12 protein-coding genes are annotated in these 13,773 nt (G+C 71.6%); 4 read left to right on the forward strand and 8 right to left on the reverse strand.

Annotated elements, in window-relative coordinates:
* Positions 1-17: 17 nt before the first annotated feature.
* The 5 genes from OG990_RS32315 to OG990_RS32335 all read right to left on the reverse strand — a co-directional run bounded on the left by OG990_RS32315 (position 18) and on the right by OG990_RS32335 (position 5,576).
* A complete protein-coding gene (locus tag OG990_RS32315; RefSeq protein ID WP_406078152.1) occupies positions 18-1,400 on the reverse strand; it encodes a GH1 family beta-glucosidase in 1,383 nt (460 codons plus the stop codon).
* Complete coding sequence (locus OG990_RS32320; protein ID WP_328420829.1) at positions 1,397-2,230, reverse strand: carbohydrate ABC transporter permease; 834 nt, start codon at positions 2,228-2,230, stop codon at positions 1,397-1,399. The genes OG990_RS32315 and OG990_RS32320 overlap by 4 nt, the downstream gene beginning before the upstream one ends.
* Positions 2,227-3,225 (reverse strand): carbohydrate ABC transporter permease, encoded by a 999-nt coding sequence (locus OG990_RS32325; RefSeq protein WP_406078153.1) that lies wholly within the window; start codon positions 3,223-3,225, stop codon positions 2,227-2,229. The genes OG990_RS32320 and OG990_RS32325 overlap by 4 nt, the downstream gene beginning before the upstream one ends.
* A 69-nt stretch (positions 3,226-3,294) precedes the next feature.
* Entirely contained in the window at positions 3,295-4,602 is a 1,308-nt protein-coding gene (locus tag OG990_RS32330; protein ID WP_328420825.1) for an extracellular solute-binding protein, read from the reverse strand.
* A gap of 194 nt (positions 4,603-4,796) precedes the next feature.
* The gene (locus OG990_RS32335; protein WP_406078154.1) at positions 4,797-5,576 is read right to left on the reverse strand and encodes a maleylpyruvate isomerase family mycothiol-dependent enzyme; all 780 of its coding nucleotides are present in this window, start codon (positions 5,574-5,576) and stop codon (positions 4,797-4,799) included.
* 63 nt (positions 5,577-5,639) lie between these two features.
* On the opposite strand from OG990_RS32335, the gene OG990_RS32340 reads away from it, so the two are divergent.
* Positions 5,640-6,722, forward strand: a complete 1,083-nt coding sequence (locus tag OG990_RS32340; RefSeq protein WP_406078155.1) for a UDP-N-acetylmuramate dehydrogenase — start codon at positions 5,640-5,642, stop codon at positions 6,720-6,722.
* A gap of 88 nt (positions 6,723-6,810) precedes the next feature.
* Here the strand turns inward: OG990_RS32340 and OG990_RS32345 are convergent, their stop codons facing one another.
* Positions 6,811-7,611 carry a class I SAM-dependent methyltransferase gene (locus OG990_RS32345; RefSeq protein ID WP_406078156.1) on the reverse strand — a complete coding sequence of 267 codons (801 nt, stop codon included), beginning with the start codon at positions 7,609-7,611 and terminating at the stop codon, positions 6,811-6,813.
* Positions 7,612-7,702: 91 nt separating this feature from the next.
* Positions 7,703-8,470, reverse strand: a complete 768-nt coding sequence (locus tag OG990_RS32350) for an SDR family oxidoreductase (protein WP_355601590.1) — start codon at positions 8,468-8,470, stop codon at positions 7,703-7,705.
* Between the two features lie 215 nt (positions 8,471-8,685).
* Between OG990_RS32350 and mshA the strand changes: the two genes are divergently transcribed.
* The 3 genes from mshA to OG990_RS32365 all read left to right on the forward strand — a co-directional run bounded on the left by mshA (position 8,686) and on the right by OG990_RS32365 (position 11,976).
* Complete coding sequence (gene mshA / locus OG990_RS32355; RefSeq protein ID WP_406078157.1) at positions 8,686-10,050, forward strand: D-inositol-3-phosphate glycosyltransferase; 1,365 nt, start codon at positions 8,686-8,688, stop codon at positions 10,048-10,050.
* 57 nt (positions 10,051-10,107) lie between these two features.
* Positions 10,108-10,623 carry a YbjN domain-containing protein gene (locus tag OG990_RS32360; protein ID WP_406078158.1) on the forward strand — a complete coding sequence of 172 codons (516 nt, stop codon included), beginning with the start codon at positions 10,108-10,110 and terminating at the stop codon, positions 10,621-10,623.
* 273 nt (positions 10,624-10,896) lie between these two features.
* Positions 10,897-11,976: a hypothetical protein gene (locus OG990_RS32365; RefSeq protein ID WP_406078159.1), complete on the forward strand. Its 1,080-nt coding sequence runs from the start codon at positions 10,897-10,899 to the stop codon at positions 11,974-11,976.
* 392 nt (positions 11,977-12,368) lie between these two features.
* Here the strand turns inward: OG990_RS32365 and OG990_RS32370 are convergent, their stop codons facing one another.
* Positions 12,369-13,661, reverse strand: coding sequence for an MFS transporter (locus OG990_RS32370; RefSeq protein ID WP_406078160.1), 1,293 nt, complete (start codon positions 13,659-13,661; stop codon positions 12,369-12,371).
* Positions 13,662-13,773: the final 112 nt, after the last annotated feature.

Below are 13,773 nucleotides of genomic sequence, written 5' to 3' on the forward strand. Positions count from 1 at the left end.
CGCCTTCCCCCCGCTCGTCACAGCCCGTTCCGGGAGATCACCTCCTGGTACCACCGGGCGCTGGCCTTCGGTGTGCGCCGCTGGGTCAGGTAGTCGACGTGCACGATCCCGAACCGCTTGCGGTAGCCCTCCGCCCACTCGAAGTTGTCCAGGAATGACCATACGAGATAGCCGCGCAGGTCCACGCCCCGGGAGATCGCCTCGTGTGCGGCACGCAAATGCCCGTCGAGGTAGGCGATCCGGTCGGTGTCGATCACCTGCCCCGGCCCGTCGGGCGAGTCGGCGCCCGGCTTGTCGGGGAACGCCGCGCCGTTCTCGGTGATCAGCAGCGGCACCCCGGGGTAGTCGGTGGCGATCCGTTCCAGCAGCCGGGTCAGCCCGGCCGGCTCGATCATCCAGTCCATGTCGGTGAGCGGCCCGGCCGGCGGCAGGAACTGCACCGCGCCCTCGGTGCCCGGGTACGCACCGCCGCCGCCAGCGCCGTCGGGCCGACCGGCGACGTAGCTGGGCTGGTAGTAGTTGATCCCGAGGAGGTCGATCGGGGCGGCGATCAGCTTCTCGTCGCCGTCCCGGATGAACGTCGGCTCGACGATCCGCGCCACGTGCTCCCGCACGTCGTCCGGGTAGCCGCCGGCCAACAGCGGGTCGAGGAAGATCCGGTTGTGCAGGCCGTCGACCAGGCGGACCGCCGCAGCGTCGGCGGCGCTCTGCGGATCGGCCGGCCGCACGTCGGCCGGATTGAGGGTGATGCCCACGCTGCGTGCGCCGGCCGCCCGCAGCGCCCGCGCCGCCAGGCCGTGCCCGAGCAGCAGATGGTGTACGGCGGTGAAGGCCGCCGCCGGGTCCCGCTCGCCCGGGGCGTGCACCCCGTTGCCGTAGCCGAGGTAGGCCGAGCACCACGGCTCGTTCAGCGTGGTCCAGACGTCCACCCGATCGCCGAGCCGGGCGTACATCGCCGTGGCGTACGTGGCGAAGTGCTCGGCGGTGTCCCGGTTGGTCCAGCCGCCCCGGTCGCCAAGGGTCTGCGGCAGGTCCCAGTGGTAGAGGGTGACGATCGGGTCGATCCCCCGGTCGAGCAGCGTGTCGGTGAGCCGGTCGTAGAAGTCCAGGCCGCGCGGGTTGACCGGGCCGGTGCCGTCCGGCTGGATCCGTGGCCAGGCGACCGAGAACCGGTACGCCCGCAGCCCCAGCTCGGCCATCAGCGCCACGTCGTCGGCGTACCGGTGGTAGTGGTCGCAGGCGACGTCGCCGGTGTGGCCCTGGTACACCCTCCCCGGTGTGCGGCTGAAGGTGTCCCAGATGGACGGGCCGCGTCCGTCGTCGCGGGCCGCGCCCTCGATCTGGTACGCGGCGGTGGCCGCTCCCCAGAGGAAGTGCTCGGGAAACCGGAGTTCATTCACGCCTTGACCGCACCTTCCATGATCCCGCCGATGATCTGCCGGCCGAACAGCACGAAGACCAGCAGCAGGGGCAGCGTCGCGATGGCCGTCCCGGTGAACACCTGCGACATGTCCTGGTAGTACCCGTCTGACAGCGCCCGCAGGGAGAGCTGAACGGTCGGGTTCGCCGGGTCGTTCAGTACAGCGTACGGCCACAGGAAGTCGTTCCAGGTGGTCATGAACGTGAGCAGGCCGAGCACGGCGGCTGCCGGTCGCAGCGCGGGCACCACCACGTGCCACCAGATCCGGGCCGTGCCGCAGCCGTCCATCCGGGCGGCCTCGATCAGCTCGTCGCTGACCGCCTGTCCGGCGTACTGCCGCATCATGAAGACCCCGAACCCGGTGACCAGTGCCGGCACGATCACCGCGGGCAGCCGGTCGTTCCACTGCAGCCGGGTCATCAACATGTACAGCGGGATCACGCCGAGCTGGGTCGGCACCATCATGGTCGCGATGATCGCCAGCAGCAGCGCGTTGCGGCCACGGAACCGTAGCTTCGCGAAGGCGAAGCCGGCCAGGCTGGCGAAGAACACCACGGAGACGGTCACCGTGCAGGCCACGATCGTCGAGTTGATCAGGCCGGTCAGGAAGTACGCGTCGGTGTTGTCGAACAGCCGGGCGATGTTGGCTCCCAGGTTGCCGCCCGGGGTCATCGGCGGCGGCAGTTGACCCATCGCGTCGCTGGACCGGCTGGCCACCACGAACATCCACCAGATCGGAAAGACCGACATCCCAGCGGCGATCACCAGGGCCAGGTACGTCAGCGGGCTGGCCCGCCAGAGCCGGCTCATCGAGCCGCTCCCTTCCCGGGACCGGGTCCCGATCCGCCGCCCATCCGGCGCAGGACCAGCACGTTGACCGCCGCCACGATCGCGATGAGCGCGAAGAGCAGCCAGGCCACGGCCGAGCCGTACCCGAAGTTGTAGTGCGGTGCGAAGGCGTTCTCGAACATGTACATGGTCACGGTCTGCGACTCCCGGAGCGATCCGCCCCGGATCGGGTTGGTGCCGGAGTGGAACAGCCGGGGCTCAGTGAAGAGCTGCAACCCGCCGATTGTGGAGATGATGACGCAGAAGATGATCGTCGGCTTGAGCAGCGGCACGGTGATCGACCAGAACTGCCGGACCCGGTTGGCGCCGTCGATCGCCGCCGATTCGTACAGGTCGCGGGGGATAGCCTGCATCGCGGCCAGGAGGATCAGCGCGTTGTAGCCGGTCCACCGCCAGTCGACCATGGCGGAGATGGCCACCCAGGAGGCGACCCGGTCGGATTTCCAGGCCACCGGGTCGACCCCGACCAGGTCGAGCATCCAGTTGATCATGCCGAACTCGCGGCCGAAGAGCACCCCGAACACGATCGCCACGGCGGCGGTGGAGGTCACGTTGGGGACGAGCACCGCCATCCGCCAGCCGGTACGGGCCCGCAGCCCTCGGTTGAGCAGGTTGGCCAGCCAGAGTGCGGCGAGCAGTTGCGGGACGGTGGAGATGACGAAGATGCCCAGCGTGTTGACCACCGCGTGCCAGAAGTCGGCGTCGGCCAGCAGTTGGGTGTAGTTCGCCGCGCCGACGAACGGGTGGTCGGTGCCGAGCAGGTCCCAGTCGTGCAGCGAGACCCAGAAGGTGTACGCCAGCGGGTAGACCCCGAAGACCGCGAAGAGCAGGAAGAACGGGGCGATGTAGAGGTACGGGGAGTAGCGGGTGTCGAGTCGGGTGAGTCGACCCGACGATCGGCGGCGGCTGCCGGGCGTCGGTGCGGCCGGCGGGCGGGCGTCGAGCTGGACGGTCATGCCCGGGAGCTCCTTTCGCGGTGCGGGCGGGACTCCGGCAGCCGGAGCCCGCCCGCACGCTGGGTCTGGCTACTTGGCGGCGGCCTTCTTCGCGTTGGCCACCGCGTCGGTCCAGCCCTGCCCGGGGTTGCGCTGCCCCAGCTCCACGGTCCGTACGGCGTTCTCCACCTCGGTGCGGACGGCCTGGTTCTTCGGGCCCATGTAGACCGGCTTCAGGCTCTTCGCGCCGGTGCCGAAGATGGCGCCGACCGGTGCCCCGGTGAAGTACGCGTTGGTCGCGCCGGTGATCGCCGGATCGTCGAGCGCCTGCGGCGAGGAGGGCAGCGGGCCCTTGGCCTTGAACGCGCCGATCTGGCCCTTGGCGCTGGTCAGGAACTTGGCCAGCTCGATCGCCTCGGCCTGGTGCTTGCTCTGCTTGGGTACGGCGAGGTGTGACCCGCCCCAGTTGCCGCCGTTGCCGGGCACCCGGGCGATGTCCCACTTGCCCTGGGCGGTCGGGCCGGCGTTGCTCTCGATGACCCCGGTCATCCAGGCGGGGCAGGCGATGGTGGCGAACTTCGACTGTTTGAAGGCGGAGACCCACTCCTCGGACCAGGAGCCGTACTTTCCGGAGAGGCCCGAGTCGATGATGTCCATCGTGGTGTCCCAGGCCTGTCGTACCGCCGGGTTGCTGTCGACGACCACGTTGCCGCTGGTGTCGTAGTAGCTGTACCCGGTCGTGTTGCCGGCGGTCTGCAGCAGGATGGTGTTGAAGGTGTTGGTTGCCGCATCGAGGAACGACGCCCCGGTCTTCGCCGCGACGAACCGTTCGCCGGTGGCGATGTAGTCCTGCCAGGTCGGCCAGAGCTTGGAGACCTCGTCCCGTTCGGTGGGCAGGCCGGCCTTGGCGAAGAGATCCGAGCGGTAGCAGATGGCGATGCCGCCGACGTCGGTGCCGAGGCCGATCAGCTGCTTGCCGTCGGCGGTCAGCCCGGCGTTCCACTTCCATTCGAGGAAGTTGCCCTTGAGGTCGGCGGCGCCGTGATCCAGCAGGTTGACGAAGTTGCCGGGGTTGGCCTTGTACTCGACCATCAGGCCTTCCTCGATGGCCACCACATCGCCGGCCCCCCGGCCGGCGGCGAGCCACTGGGTCAGCTTCGGCGAGTACTCGTCGAGGTTGGTGCCGGCACCGCGTTCGACGATCTTCACGTCGGGGTGCGCGCTCATGTACTCCTGGTAGAGCTGCTCGTAGCCGAACTGGCCGAAGACGTCGACGGTCAGCGTGACCGGTCCGTCCCCGTCCGCCTCGTCGGCGCCGCCGCAGCCGGCGGTGGCGAGCAGGGCGGTGGCGGCGGCGAGGGCCACCGCGGCGAGGCGGCGGCGCGGGAAGACAGCCATGGGATTCGGACCCCTCTCAAGGTGATCGGGTGGTGGCAAGTGGCTGGGAGAGCGCTCTCACGGACAGGGTGCTGGGTCGTTTCCGCGCTGTCAAGAGAGCGCTCTCTCGGTTTTCATTCGTTACCGAGACATAGACGCCAACGAGGGCGCCACCCCTGCGGGGTGACGCCCTCGACGTGCGGGCCGGGTGGCGGTCAGTCGGTGCGCAGGCCGTCGAGCAGGGTCCGGTCGCCGCTGACATCCAGCGTCTCGAAGCTGACCCGGCCCCAGAGCGCCAGCAGCAGGTCGCTCGCGTTGCCGCTGACCTGCGCCCGGGCGTGATGGTCGTCGTGGTCGAAGATGGTCGAGGTGTCGAGCAGCGCCACCCCCTGGCCGCGCAGCCGCAGATACCACACCTGGGCCGCGTCGACCGCGGAGAGCTGCACCACCCCGTGCCAGTCGCCCGGCACCTGCCGTCGGCCCGCGGGCAACCAGGTGTCCAGCACCTCGCTAACGCCGTCGGCGGCCAGCTTCGCCTCGACCGGGTCACCGGCTCCGATGGCGAGCTGGGCATCCCAGCGGTGTACCGCCGTCTCGTGTGCCATCCGGCGCGGCCAGAAGCCGGCCTTCTTCGGCTGTGGAGCCCAGTTCCACGCCGGGGTCTCCGGGTCGAGCCCGTCGAAGAGGGTCATCAGCTGGTCGTACCCCTGCTGCCAGAACTGGAGAGCGCTCAGACCCCGGGCCGCCTCGGCCCGGTCCGCCTCGACCTGGACCCGGGGGGCCGGCGCGGTGGTCACGCCGGAGCCGGCGAACGAATAAACCCAGTGGTAGATGCCGGCGAGGTGCAGCGTGAGATCGTTGACCGTCCAGCCGGGACAAGACAGCACCGGTGTCTCCGGCGGTGCCTCGGCCACCGCTGCGGCGAAGGCCGGGCCCTCCGTTCGGAGCGCCCCGATCCAGAAATCCTTGCTGCCGTGCAGTCTGCTCATCGCCATCCTCCCGGGGGTGCCGGGCCACCAGTGGGTGCCGCGGCTACCCCTCAGCCTAAGGTGAAAGACGTGTCAGACGCCTACGCCCAGTCGACAACCGAAGCCGATCGTGCCATCCCTGGTCCACTGGCCAGCTACACCACGCTGCGGATGGGCGGACCGGCCGGGCGCATCGTGGCCGCAGGCGGTGCCGACGAGATCATCCGGGCCGTGCAGGCCGCGGACGAGCCGGTCCTGATCCTCGCGGGCGGCAGCAACGTGGTGATCGGCGACGCCGGCTTCCCCGGCACGGTCGTCCTGGTGCGCTCCGGTGGCCTGCGGGTCGTCGCCGAGGATGCCGGGTCAGTCACCGTACGGGTCGAGGCCGGCGAGCCGTGGGACGACCTGGTCGCCGCCACCGTGGCCAACGGCTGGGCCGGCGTGGAGTGCCTCTCCGGCATCCCCGGCTCAACCGGTGCCACCCCGATCCAGAACGTCGGCGCGTACGGCCAGGAGGTCGCCGAGACCATCACCGGGGTCGAGGTGTACGACCGGGTCGGGGGCACCCGTCAGTTCATCCCCGCCGCCGACTGCGGGTTCGCCTACCGGGGCAGCATCTTCAAGTACCGGGACCGCTGGGTGGTGCTCTCCGTCGACTTCCGGCTCGCCCGGTCCCCACTCTCCGGCCCGGTGCGCTACGCCGAGCTGGGCCGGGCGCTCGGAGTCGAGGTGGGCGAGCGGGTGCCGCTGGCGGACGCCCGGGCGGCGGTGCTGCGGCTACGCGCCGGTAAGGGCATGGTGCTCGACGCCACCGACCCCGACACTCGCTCGGTCGGCTCCTTCTTCACCAACCCGGTGCTCGACCGGGCGACGTACGAGCTGCTCCGGGAGCGCGCCGTCGAGCTGGGCGAGCCGCCCCACTGGCCCGGGGCCGACGACACGGTCAAGGTGAGCGCGGCCTGGCTGATCGACAAGGCCGGCTTCGTCAAGGGCCACCCGGGCCCGGACGGGGTGGCCATCTCCAGCAAGCACACGCTGGCACTCACCAACCGCACCGGCACGGCTCACACTGCCGACCTGATCGCCCTGGCCCGCGACATCCGCGACACGGTGCACACCCGCTTCGGCGTAACCCTCCACCCGGAACCCGTCCTCATCAACTGCACGGTGTGATCCCGCCCCGGCACCCCTCGCCGATCTTGCGCTGATGGGGCAAACCGGCCTTGACGGTGCAAAAGCGGCGAAAGTGCGGGGACCGAGATCAGGTTCGGGGGGCGATGGTGGGCCAGGGGAGGGTCAGTTCGCCCTGGCGCCAGCGGTGCGGGCCGTCGAGGATGGGCCAGTCGGCGCTCTTGAGCTGGGTTACGGCTCGTAGCCAGCGCTGGCGGGGGCCGAAGGGGGCGTACGGGGCGGCGGCCTGCCAGGCGTCGTCCAGCGCCCGGATCAGATCGTGCACCGGTTCACCGGGGACGTTGCGGTGGATCAGCGCCTTGGGCAACCGCTCGGCCAGCTCGGCGGGGCTACCCAACGTGACGAGCTTCGCGGCCAGGGTCAGCGTCCGGGGGCCGTCAGAGTCGATCAGCAGCCAGCTGGCGAGTCGGCCCAACTCGTCGCAGGTGCCCTCGATGAGCGCCCCGCCCGGGGCGAGCGCGGCGGTCATCGTCCGCCAGGCCTCGGGCACCTCGCTCTCGTCGTACTGGCGCAGCACGTTGAACGCGCGCACCAGCACCGGCCGGAGCCCAGCCAGCTCGAACCCGCCGCGAGCGAAGGTCAGGCCGGGCGGGTCGGCGGCCGGTGCCGCGGCGGCCACCCGGGCCGGATCGATCTCCAGCCCGACCAGTCGTACGTCCGGACGGACCCCGGCGGCCAGCCGGGCCCGCAGCTCCACCGCGGTCACCGGGGTGGCGCCGTAGCCGAGATCGACCACCAGGGGGTCGGCCGTTGCCCGCAGTCGGTCGGCGCACGTGGCGACGATCCAGTTGTCCACCCGGCGGAGCCGGTTCGGGTTGGTCGTGCCCCGGGTGACCACGCCGAGCGGCCGGCGTCGCGCCGCTCCGCTCATCCCGACCTCCCGCCCCGGCTCACTCCTCGCGCTTCACTGCCGATCCCGTTCGCGACTGCGGGGCTCGCAGGCCCGGCTCACTCCTCGCGCTTCACTGGCCGACGCGGTGCACCTTGTGCTGGGCAGCCTGCGCCCGCGGCCGGACCACCAGCCGGTCCACGTTGACGTGCTCCGGGCGGGTGGCGCACCAGGCGATGCAGTCGGCCACGTCCTCGGCGACCAACGGCCCGGGCACCCCGGCGTAGACGGCGGCGGCTCGCTCCGCGTCGCCGCCGAAACGGACCAGGCCGAACTCGTCGGTCTTCACCATGCCCGGGTCGATCTCGATCACTCGCAGCGGCCGACCGCACAGTTCCAGCCGGAGCGTGCCGGCGATGGCGGTCTGCGCGTGCTTCGCGGCGGTGTAGCCGCCCCCGCCCTCGTACACGGTCAGGCCGGCGGTGGACGAGACCACCACGATGGTGCCCGCGCCCGACGCCTCCAGAGCCGGCAGCAGCGCCTGGGTCACCCGCAGCGTGCCGAGCACGTTGACGTCGTACATCCACTGCCAGTCGGCGACCGACCCGGACTCCACCGGCTCCAGGCCGCGCGCGCCACCGGCGTTGTTGACCAGCAGGGTCACCGGCCCGGGTGCCCGTGCGGCGGCCTCGGCCAGCCCGGCCACCGACTCGTCCGAGGTGACGTCGCAGGTCACCGCGGTGGCCTTTCCACCGGCGGCGGTGATCTCGGCGACCAGGTCGGCGAGCCGGTCGGGGCGGCGGGCGGCGGCGAGCACGTGGAAACCCTCGGCGGCGAGCCGGCGGGCGGTGGCCGCGCCGATCCCGCTGGACGCTCCGGTGACGATGGCGACAGAGGTCATCCCGTCATTGTCACCCCGCCGATCTGACCCGCTCCGGGCGGGCGTGGGGGCCGCCGCAGGCGGGCACGGAGGTGAGGCACGGAGATGAGGTCCGTCACCCCCGGGGGACCGCCGGGGAATTTCCGTAGCCCGATGGGGAAGATGACATCCGGCGTACAGGTTGAGCGAGAAGCGCCGGTCGTGCGACGGCATTAACCGTGACAAGAGGAGCGGACGTGGCGGAACTGCACACCGGTGTCGGTCGTCAGCGAGGTACGCAACCGTGGCCCCGGCCCCGTCGTATCGCGACCCTGTCCGTACACACCTCCCCACTGCACCAGCCCGGCACGGGTGACGCTGGCGGGATGAACGTCTACATCCTCGAGGTCGCCCGGCGGCTCGCCGAGGCCAACGTCGAGGTGGAGATCTTCACCCGGGCCACCTCCGGCGACCTGCCCCCGGTGGTCGAGATGGCGCCCGGCGTGCAGGTCCGGCACATCACCTCCGGCCCGCTGGAGGGGCTCACCAAGGAGGAGCTGCCCGGCCAGCTCTGCGCCTTCACGGCCGGGGTGCTGCGGGCCGAGGCGTCCCGCCCGCCCGGGCACTACGACCTGATCCACTCCCACTACTGGCTCTCGGGCCAGGTCGGCTGGCTGGCCAAGGAGCGCTGGGGGGTGCCGCTGGTGCACACCGCGCACACTTTGGCGAAGGTCAAGAACGCCCAGCTCGCAGCCGGCGACCGGCCGGAACCCAAGGCCCGGGTGATCGGCGAGGAGCAGGTGGTCGCCGAGGCGAACCGCCTGGTCGCCAACACCCGGGTGGAGGCCCGCGACCTCGTCGAACGGTACGACGCCGACCCGACCCAGGTCGCCGTCGTCCCGCCGGGCGTCGACCTGGAGCGGTTCCGGCCCGCGCCGGGCGACCGGTCCGCGGCCACCCGGGCGGCCCGCCGCCGGCTGGGGCTGCCGGTCGACGGGTACGTGGTGGCCTTCGTCGGTCGGATCCAGCCGCTCAAGGCCCCCGACGTGCTGATCCGCGCGGTCGCCGCGCTGCGGGAGCGCGACCCGGCCCTGGCCAACGAGGTGACCGTGGCGATCTGCGGCGGCCCCAGCGGCAGCGGGCTGGACCGGCCCACCGCGCTGATCGAGCTGGCCGCCAACCTGGGGGTCACCGACCGGGTGCGCTTCCTGCCGCCGCAGACCGGGGACGACCTGCCCGCCCTGTACCGGGCCGCCGACCTGGTCGCGGTGCCGTCGTACAACGAGTCCTTCGGGCTGGTCGCCCTGGAGGCGCAGGCCTGCGGTACGCCCGTACTGGCCGCCGCCGTCGGCGGGCTGGTCACCGCCGTGCGGGACCAGGTGAGCGGGGTGCTGATCGACGGGCACGACCCAGCGGACTGGGCGGTCGCGCTGGCCCGCCTGCTGCCGGATCAGGCCCGGCGGGCGGAGCTGTCCCGAGGCGCCGAGCAGCACGCCCGCCATTTCTCCTGGGACCGTACGGTCGCCGGCCTTCTCGCCGTCTACGGCGAGGCGATCACGGCGCACCGCGCCCGCCTCGCCGCCGACCTGGCGGGCGATCCCGCGCTCTCCTGCTCCTGGTGACCGGGGCTACCGGTCGCCGCCGGGTGCACCGGCCGGGTCGGTCGTAGAGTGGGTCCGGTGAGCCCGAAGAGCGACCTTGCGACCCTGATCGAGTCCGTCTGTGCCGAGCGGGACCTGGCCTGGGAGTCGACCGGGCCGGGTTCGTACGCGGTGACCCTGCCGGGCACCCACAAGCTCAAGACGGTCTGCAACCTGATCGTCGGCGAGCATGCGCTACGCGTCGAGGCGTTCGTGATGCGTCAGCCGGACGAGCGGCGCGAGGAGCTGTGGGCCTGGCTGTTGCAGCGCAACGCACGGATGTACGGGGTCTCCTTCTCCACGGACGCGGTCGGCGACGTGTACCTGACCGGGCGGGTCAACCCGGCCGGGGTGGACGCCGACGAGCTGGACCGGCTGCTCGGCGCGGTGCTCACGTACGCCGACGAGTCCTTCGACACCATGTTGGAGATCGGCTTCGGCAGCTCCATCCGCCGGGAGTACGAGTGGCGGGTCAAGCGCGGTGAGTCGACGGCCAACCTGGCCGCCTTCGCCCACCTCTTCGAGCCGTCCGGCGCCGGCCCCGACCCCGCCTGACGGTGGGCCCAGACCCCGCCTGACCGTCTGTCCTGACCGGTCCGACCCGACTGTCTGCCGGCTGGTGGTTCGGACCGCTCCTGACGGGTATGCCGCACCGCGCGGTGCGGCACAGGGACCCCCGCGCGCCGAGGACGGAGTGTCGAGGAGCGTGAGCGTCCCATGGCTCAGCGGAACAGCTCAGGTCGCGGCGGGACTGCGACCACTACCAAACGACAGGCTGGCAACCAGACGCCGAACACACCGGGGATCTCCGAGTCGGAGATCTCCCGGATGCGGGTGGACGACATCCGCGGGCAGCTGCGCAAACGCGGGGTCTCCGGGATCTCCGCACTGCGCAAGCCCGACCTGGTGAAACAGTTGGTGCGCTCGTTGCGGGCCGAGCGTGGCGGGGCCGGCCGACGCAGCACCGGCCCGGCCGGCCGGGCCACCGGCACCAGGGCGTCGGCGGGCCGTGCCGCCGCGACGAAGAAGTCGGCGGCCAGGGCGGTGCCGAGCCGCGCGAAGGCCGCGCCGGCGAACAAGAGCGCCCCCGCGAAGCGGGCCGCCGCGAAGAAAACGGCCGCCGTGCGAAAGACGGCGGCGGCGAAAAAGACGACCGCCGCGAAGAAGACAACGGCGGCGAAGAAGACAGCCGCCGCGAAGAAGACGACGGCAGCGGCGAAGTCGACGGCCGCCCGTAAGACCGCGCCCGCCCGTAAGACGACGGCCGCGCGCAAGACTGCACCCGCGCGCAAGTCGACGACCGCCCGCAAGGCGACGGCTGCCCGCAAGACGACGCCGGCACGTAAGACGGTTGCCGCCCGTAAGACGGCGGCCGCCCGCAAGACGGCGCCGGCGCGCAAGACGACTACGGCCCGTACCGCGCCCGCGAAGAAGGCCCCGGCGAAGAAGGCCCCGGCGCGACCGGCGGCGAAGCGGGCGGCGCCCGCGAAGCGCGCTGCGCCGAGCCGGCCGGCCGGCGGTGGCACGACGGCGGGTGGGATCCGGGTAGGGCGAAGCACCGGGCGATCGGTTCGCAGCTCGCAGGTGATCTCGTCGATCGCGGACCGGCCGGAGCGCCCGGGGCGGAGCCTGATCACGGCGAACCACGAGGTGATCATGCGCTGGGCCCGGGAACGCGGGGCGAAGCCGGCGACCATCGCCGGCACCGAGCGGGACGGCCGGGCGGGGGTTTTGACCTTCAACATCCCCGGTTACCGGGAGAGCAGCCGGATCCGCGAGATCACCTGGGATGCGTGGTTCCACACTTTCGACCTGCGGCGACTGAACCTGATTTATCAGGAGCAGATGCGCGACGGTCGGCAGAGCAACTTCTTCCGGACGGAATCACCGGATCGAGAGGACGGTTGAGGTGTTTGCGGGAATGCGCGACGGGTATGCGGCTGTTACCAAAGACCGAGGCCCGAGCAGCGGATACTCGCGAGTTGTGATCGGCGAGACAGCCGATCTGGGTTGAATCCAGAATCCGGGCGAACTAGCTTTATTGCACCGCGTCACGCTTGGAAACGTTCGGGGGAGCGGCGGATCGATCAGATCCGTGCACCGAGTGAGACGCGAGGGGACGGGTGGATCAACCGTTGGGGGACGGTGCCCACCTGTTTGGACCGGCGGCGTGAGCGGGCGATGCTTACGGGGGTGAGTGTTGCCCGCCGCCGCCGGCCCCGCCGGCGGGCGCCCACCACGACCTTCGGGCCGTGGTGGGCGCTTTGCGTCTGTCGTACCCCGTGGGCGGGGTGGGTAGGTCACGCAGCCGGCACGCGGTCCGCGGGCGGTGTCGGCTCCCGGTCGGCCCGGCGCAGCGCGGCGACGTGCCGCTCCCGGGGCGGTCCGGCCAGCAGGTGGCCGAGCGCGGCCAGCAGGCCGAGCCCGCCGACGATCAGCCAGTGCCGGTCGCCGAGGTATTGCAGGCTCACCCCGCCGAGCGTGGGTGCGACGAACGCCGCGGCCGGGAACGTCAGGTAGAAGACCGACTGATACCGCGCGCGCAGCTGCGGCGGCGCCAGATCCGCGTTGATCTGCGCGTTGGGAGGGGCGGCGAGCATCGAGCCGACCGTCCAGACCACCGCGGCGCCCAGGTAAACGGCCAGTTCGTCGGCGACGGCGAGCGCGCCGAAGCCGAGCGCGAGCAGGGCGGTCGAGGCCGCCAGCACGACGGCCTTGCGATGCCGGTCGATCAGCCGGGGCACGAACAACTGGCCGATCACGATCAGCGCTCCGCCGAGCGCCACCACCAGCCCGTACGCCGACGGACCCAGGCCGTCCGCGCGCATGGCCAGCGGCATGATCGTCGAGGTCTGCAGGGTGAGTACGGCCAGCACGAAGGTGAGCCCGACGAAGACCAGGAAGGTCCGGTCGGTGAGTGCGGTGTGCAGGCCCGGCTGCCGAACCCGGCTCGCCCCCGGCGCCGATGGGGTGGGCGGCGGGAGGTCAGCCGTCGGTGCGGTGCGTCGAAGCGTCTCCGGCACCTTCCAGGCGATCACGCCGGCGGCGGCCAGGGTGGCGCCCGCGTCCACCAGGAACAGCGCGGTGAAGCTCGCCTCGGCCAGCACGCCGGCGAGCAGCGAGGCGACCGCCATGCCCAGGTTGAACGCCCAGAACTGGAGGTTGAACGCGCGCGAGCGACGCTGCGCGGGCACCACGTCGACGATCGCCGCGACGAAGGCCGGGCTCGGCATCGAGTGCACCACGCCGACCAGCGCGGAGAGCACCGCGATCAGCACCAGGGGTCGGCTGAAGGCCAGTGCCACCATCAGGCCGGCGGTGGCCAGGTGCGCGGCGAGCAGGGTGGCTCGGCGACCCCACCGGTCGGCCAGCACCCCGCCGAGCAGGACGCCGGCCGCCCCACCGGCCCCGTACGCGCCGACCACCGTGCCGGCCAGCGCCTCGCTGGCCCCCCGCGCGTCGGTGAGGTACAGCGACAGGAAGAGCATGGCGAACGCGCCGGCTCGGTTGATGAGCAGGCCGGCCCAGAGGTACCAGAAGGTGGCGGGGAGCCCACCTGCGGTGTCGTGCCACCAGCGCCGCAGGGTGTGCACCCGACCTCCCGACAGTTCAGTTTCCTAACCGTTTCTCCTGCACGGTAGGAACTCGGGCCCGGTCCCGCTAGTCGATTTCCTGATCATGGGCCCTTCGTCACAGCGATGGGGC

The organism is Micromonospora sp. NBC_00858, from assembly GCF_045207365.1.
In the GTDB taxonomy this organism is placed as follows: domain Bacteria; phylum Actinomycetota; class Actinomycetes; order Mycobacteriales; family Micromonosporaceae; genus Micromonospora.

Excerpts from the sequence above, each read along its gene's own strand:
- OG990_RS32320 (WP_328420829.1), bottom strand. The coding sequence starts at position 2,230 with ATGAGCCGGCTCTGGCGGGCCAGCCCGCTGACGTACCTGGCCCTGGTG.
- OG990_RS32365 (WP_406078159.1), top strand. The coding sequence starts at position 10,897 with ATGCGGGTGGACGACATCCGCGGGCAGCTGCGCAAACGCGGGGTCTCC.
- OG990_RS32335 (WP_406078154.1), bottom strand. The coding sequence starts at position 5,576 with ATGGCGATGAGCAGACTGCACGGCAGCAAGGATTTCTGGATCGGGGCG.
- OG990_RS32350 (WP_355601590.1), bottom strand. The coding sequence starts at position 8,470 with ATGACCTCTGTCGCCATCGTCACCGGAGCGTCCAGCGGGATCGGCGCG.
- OG990_RS32325 (WP_406078153.1), bottom strand. The coding sequence starts at position 3,225 with ATGACCGTCCAGCTCGACGCCCGCCCGCCGGCCGCACCGACGCCCGGC.
- OG990_RS32345 (WP_406078156.1), bottom strand. The coding sequence starts at position 7,611 with ATGAGCGGAGCGGCGCGACGCCGGCCGCTCGGCGTGGTCACCCGGGGC.
- OG990_RS32330 (WP_328420825.1), bottom strand. The coding sequence starts at position 4,602 with ATGGCTGTCTTCCCGCGCCGCCGCCTCGCCGCGGTGGCCCTCGCCGCC.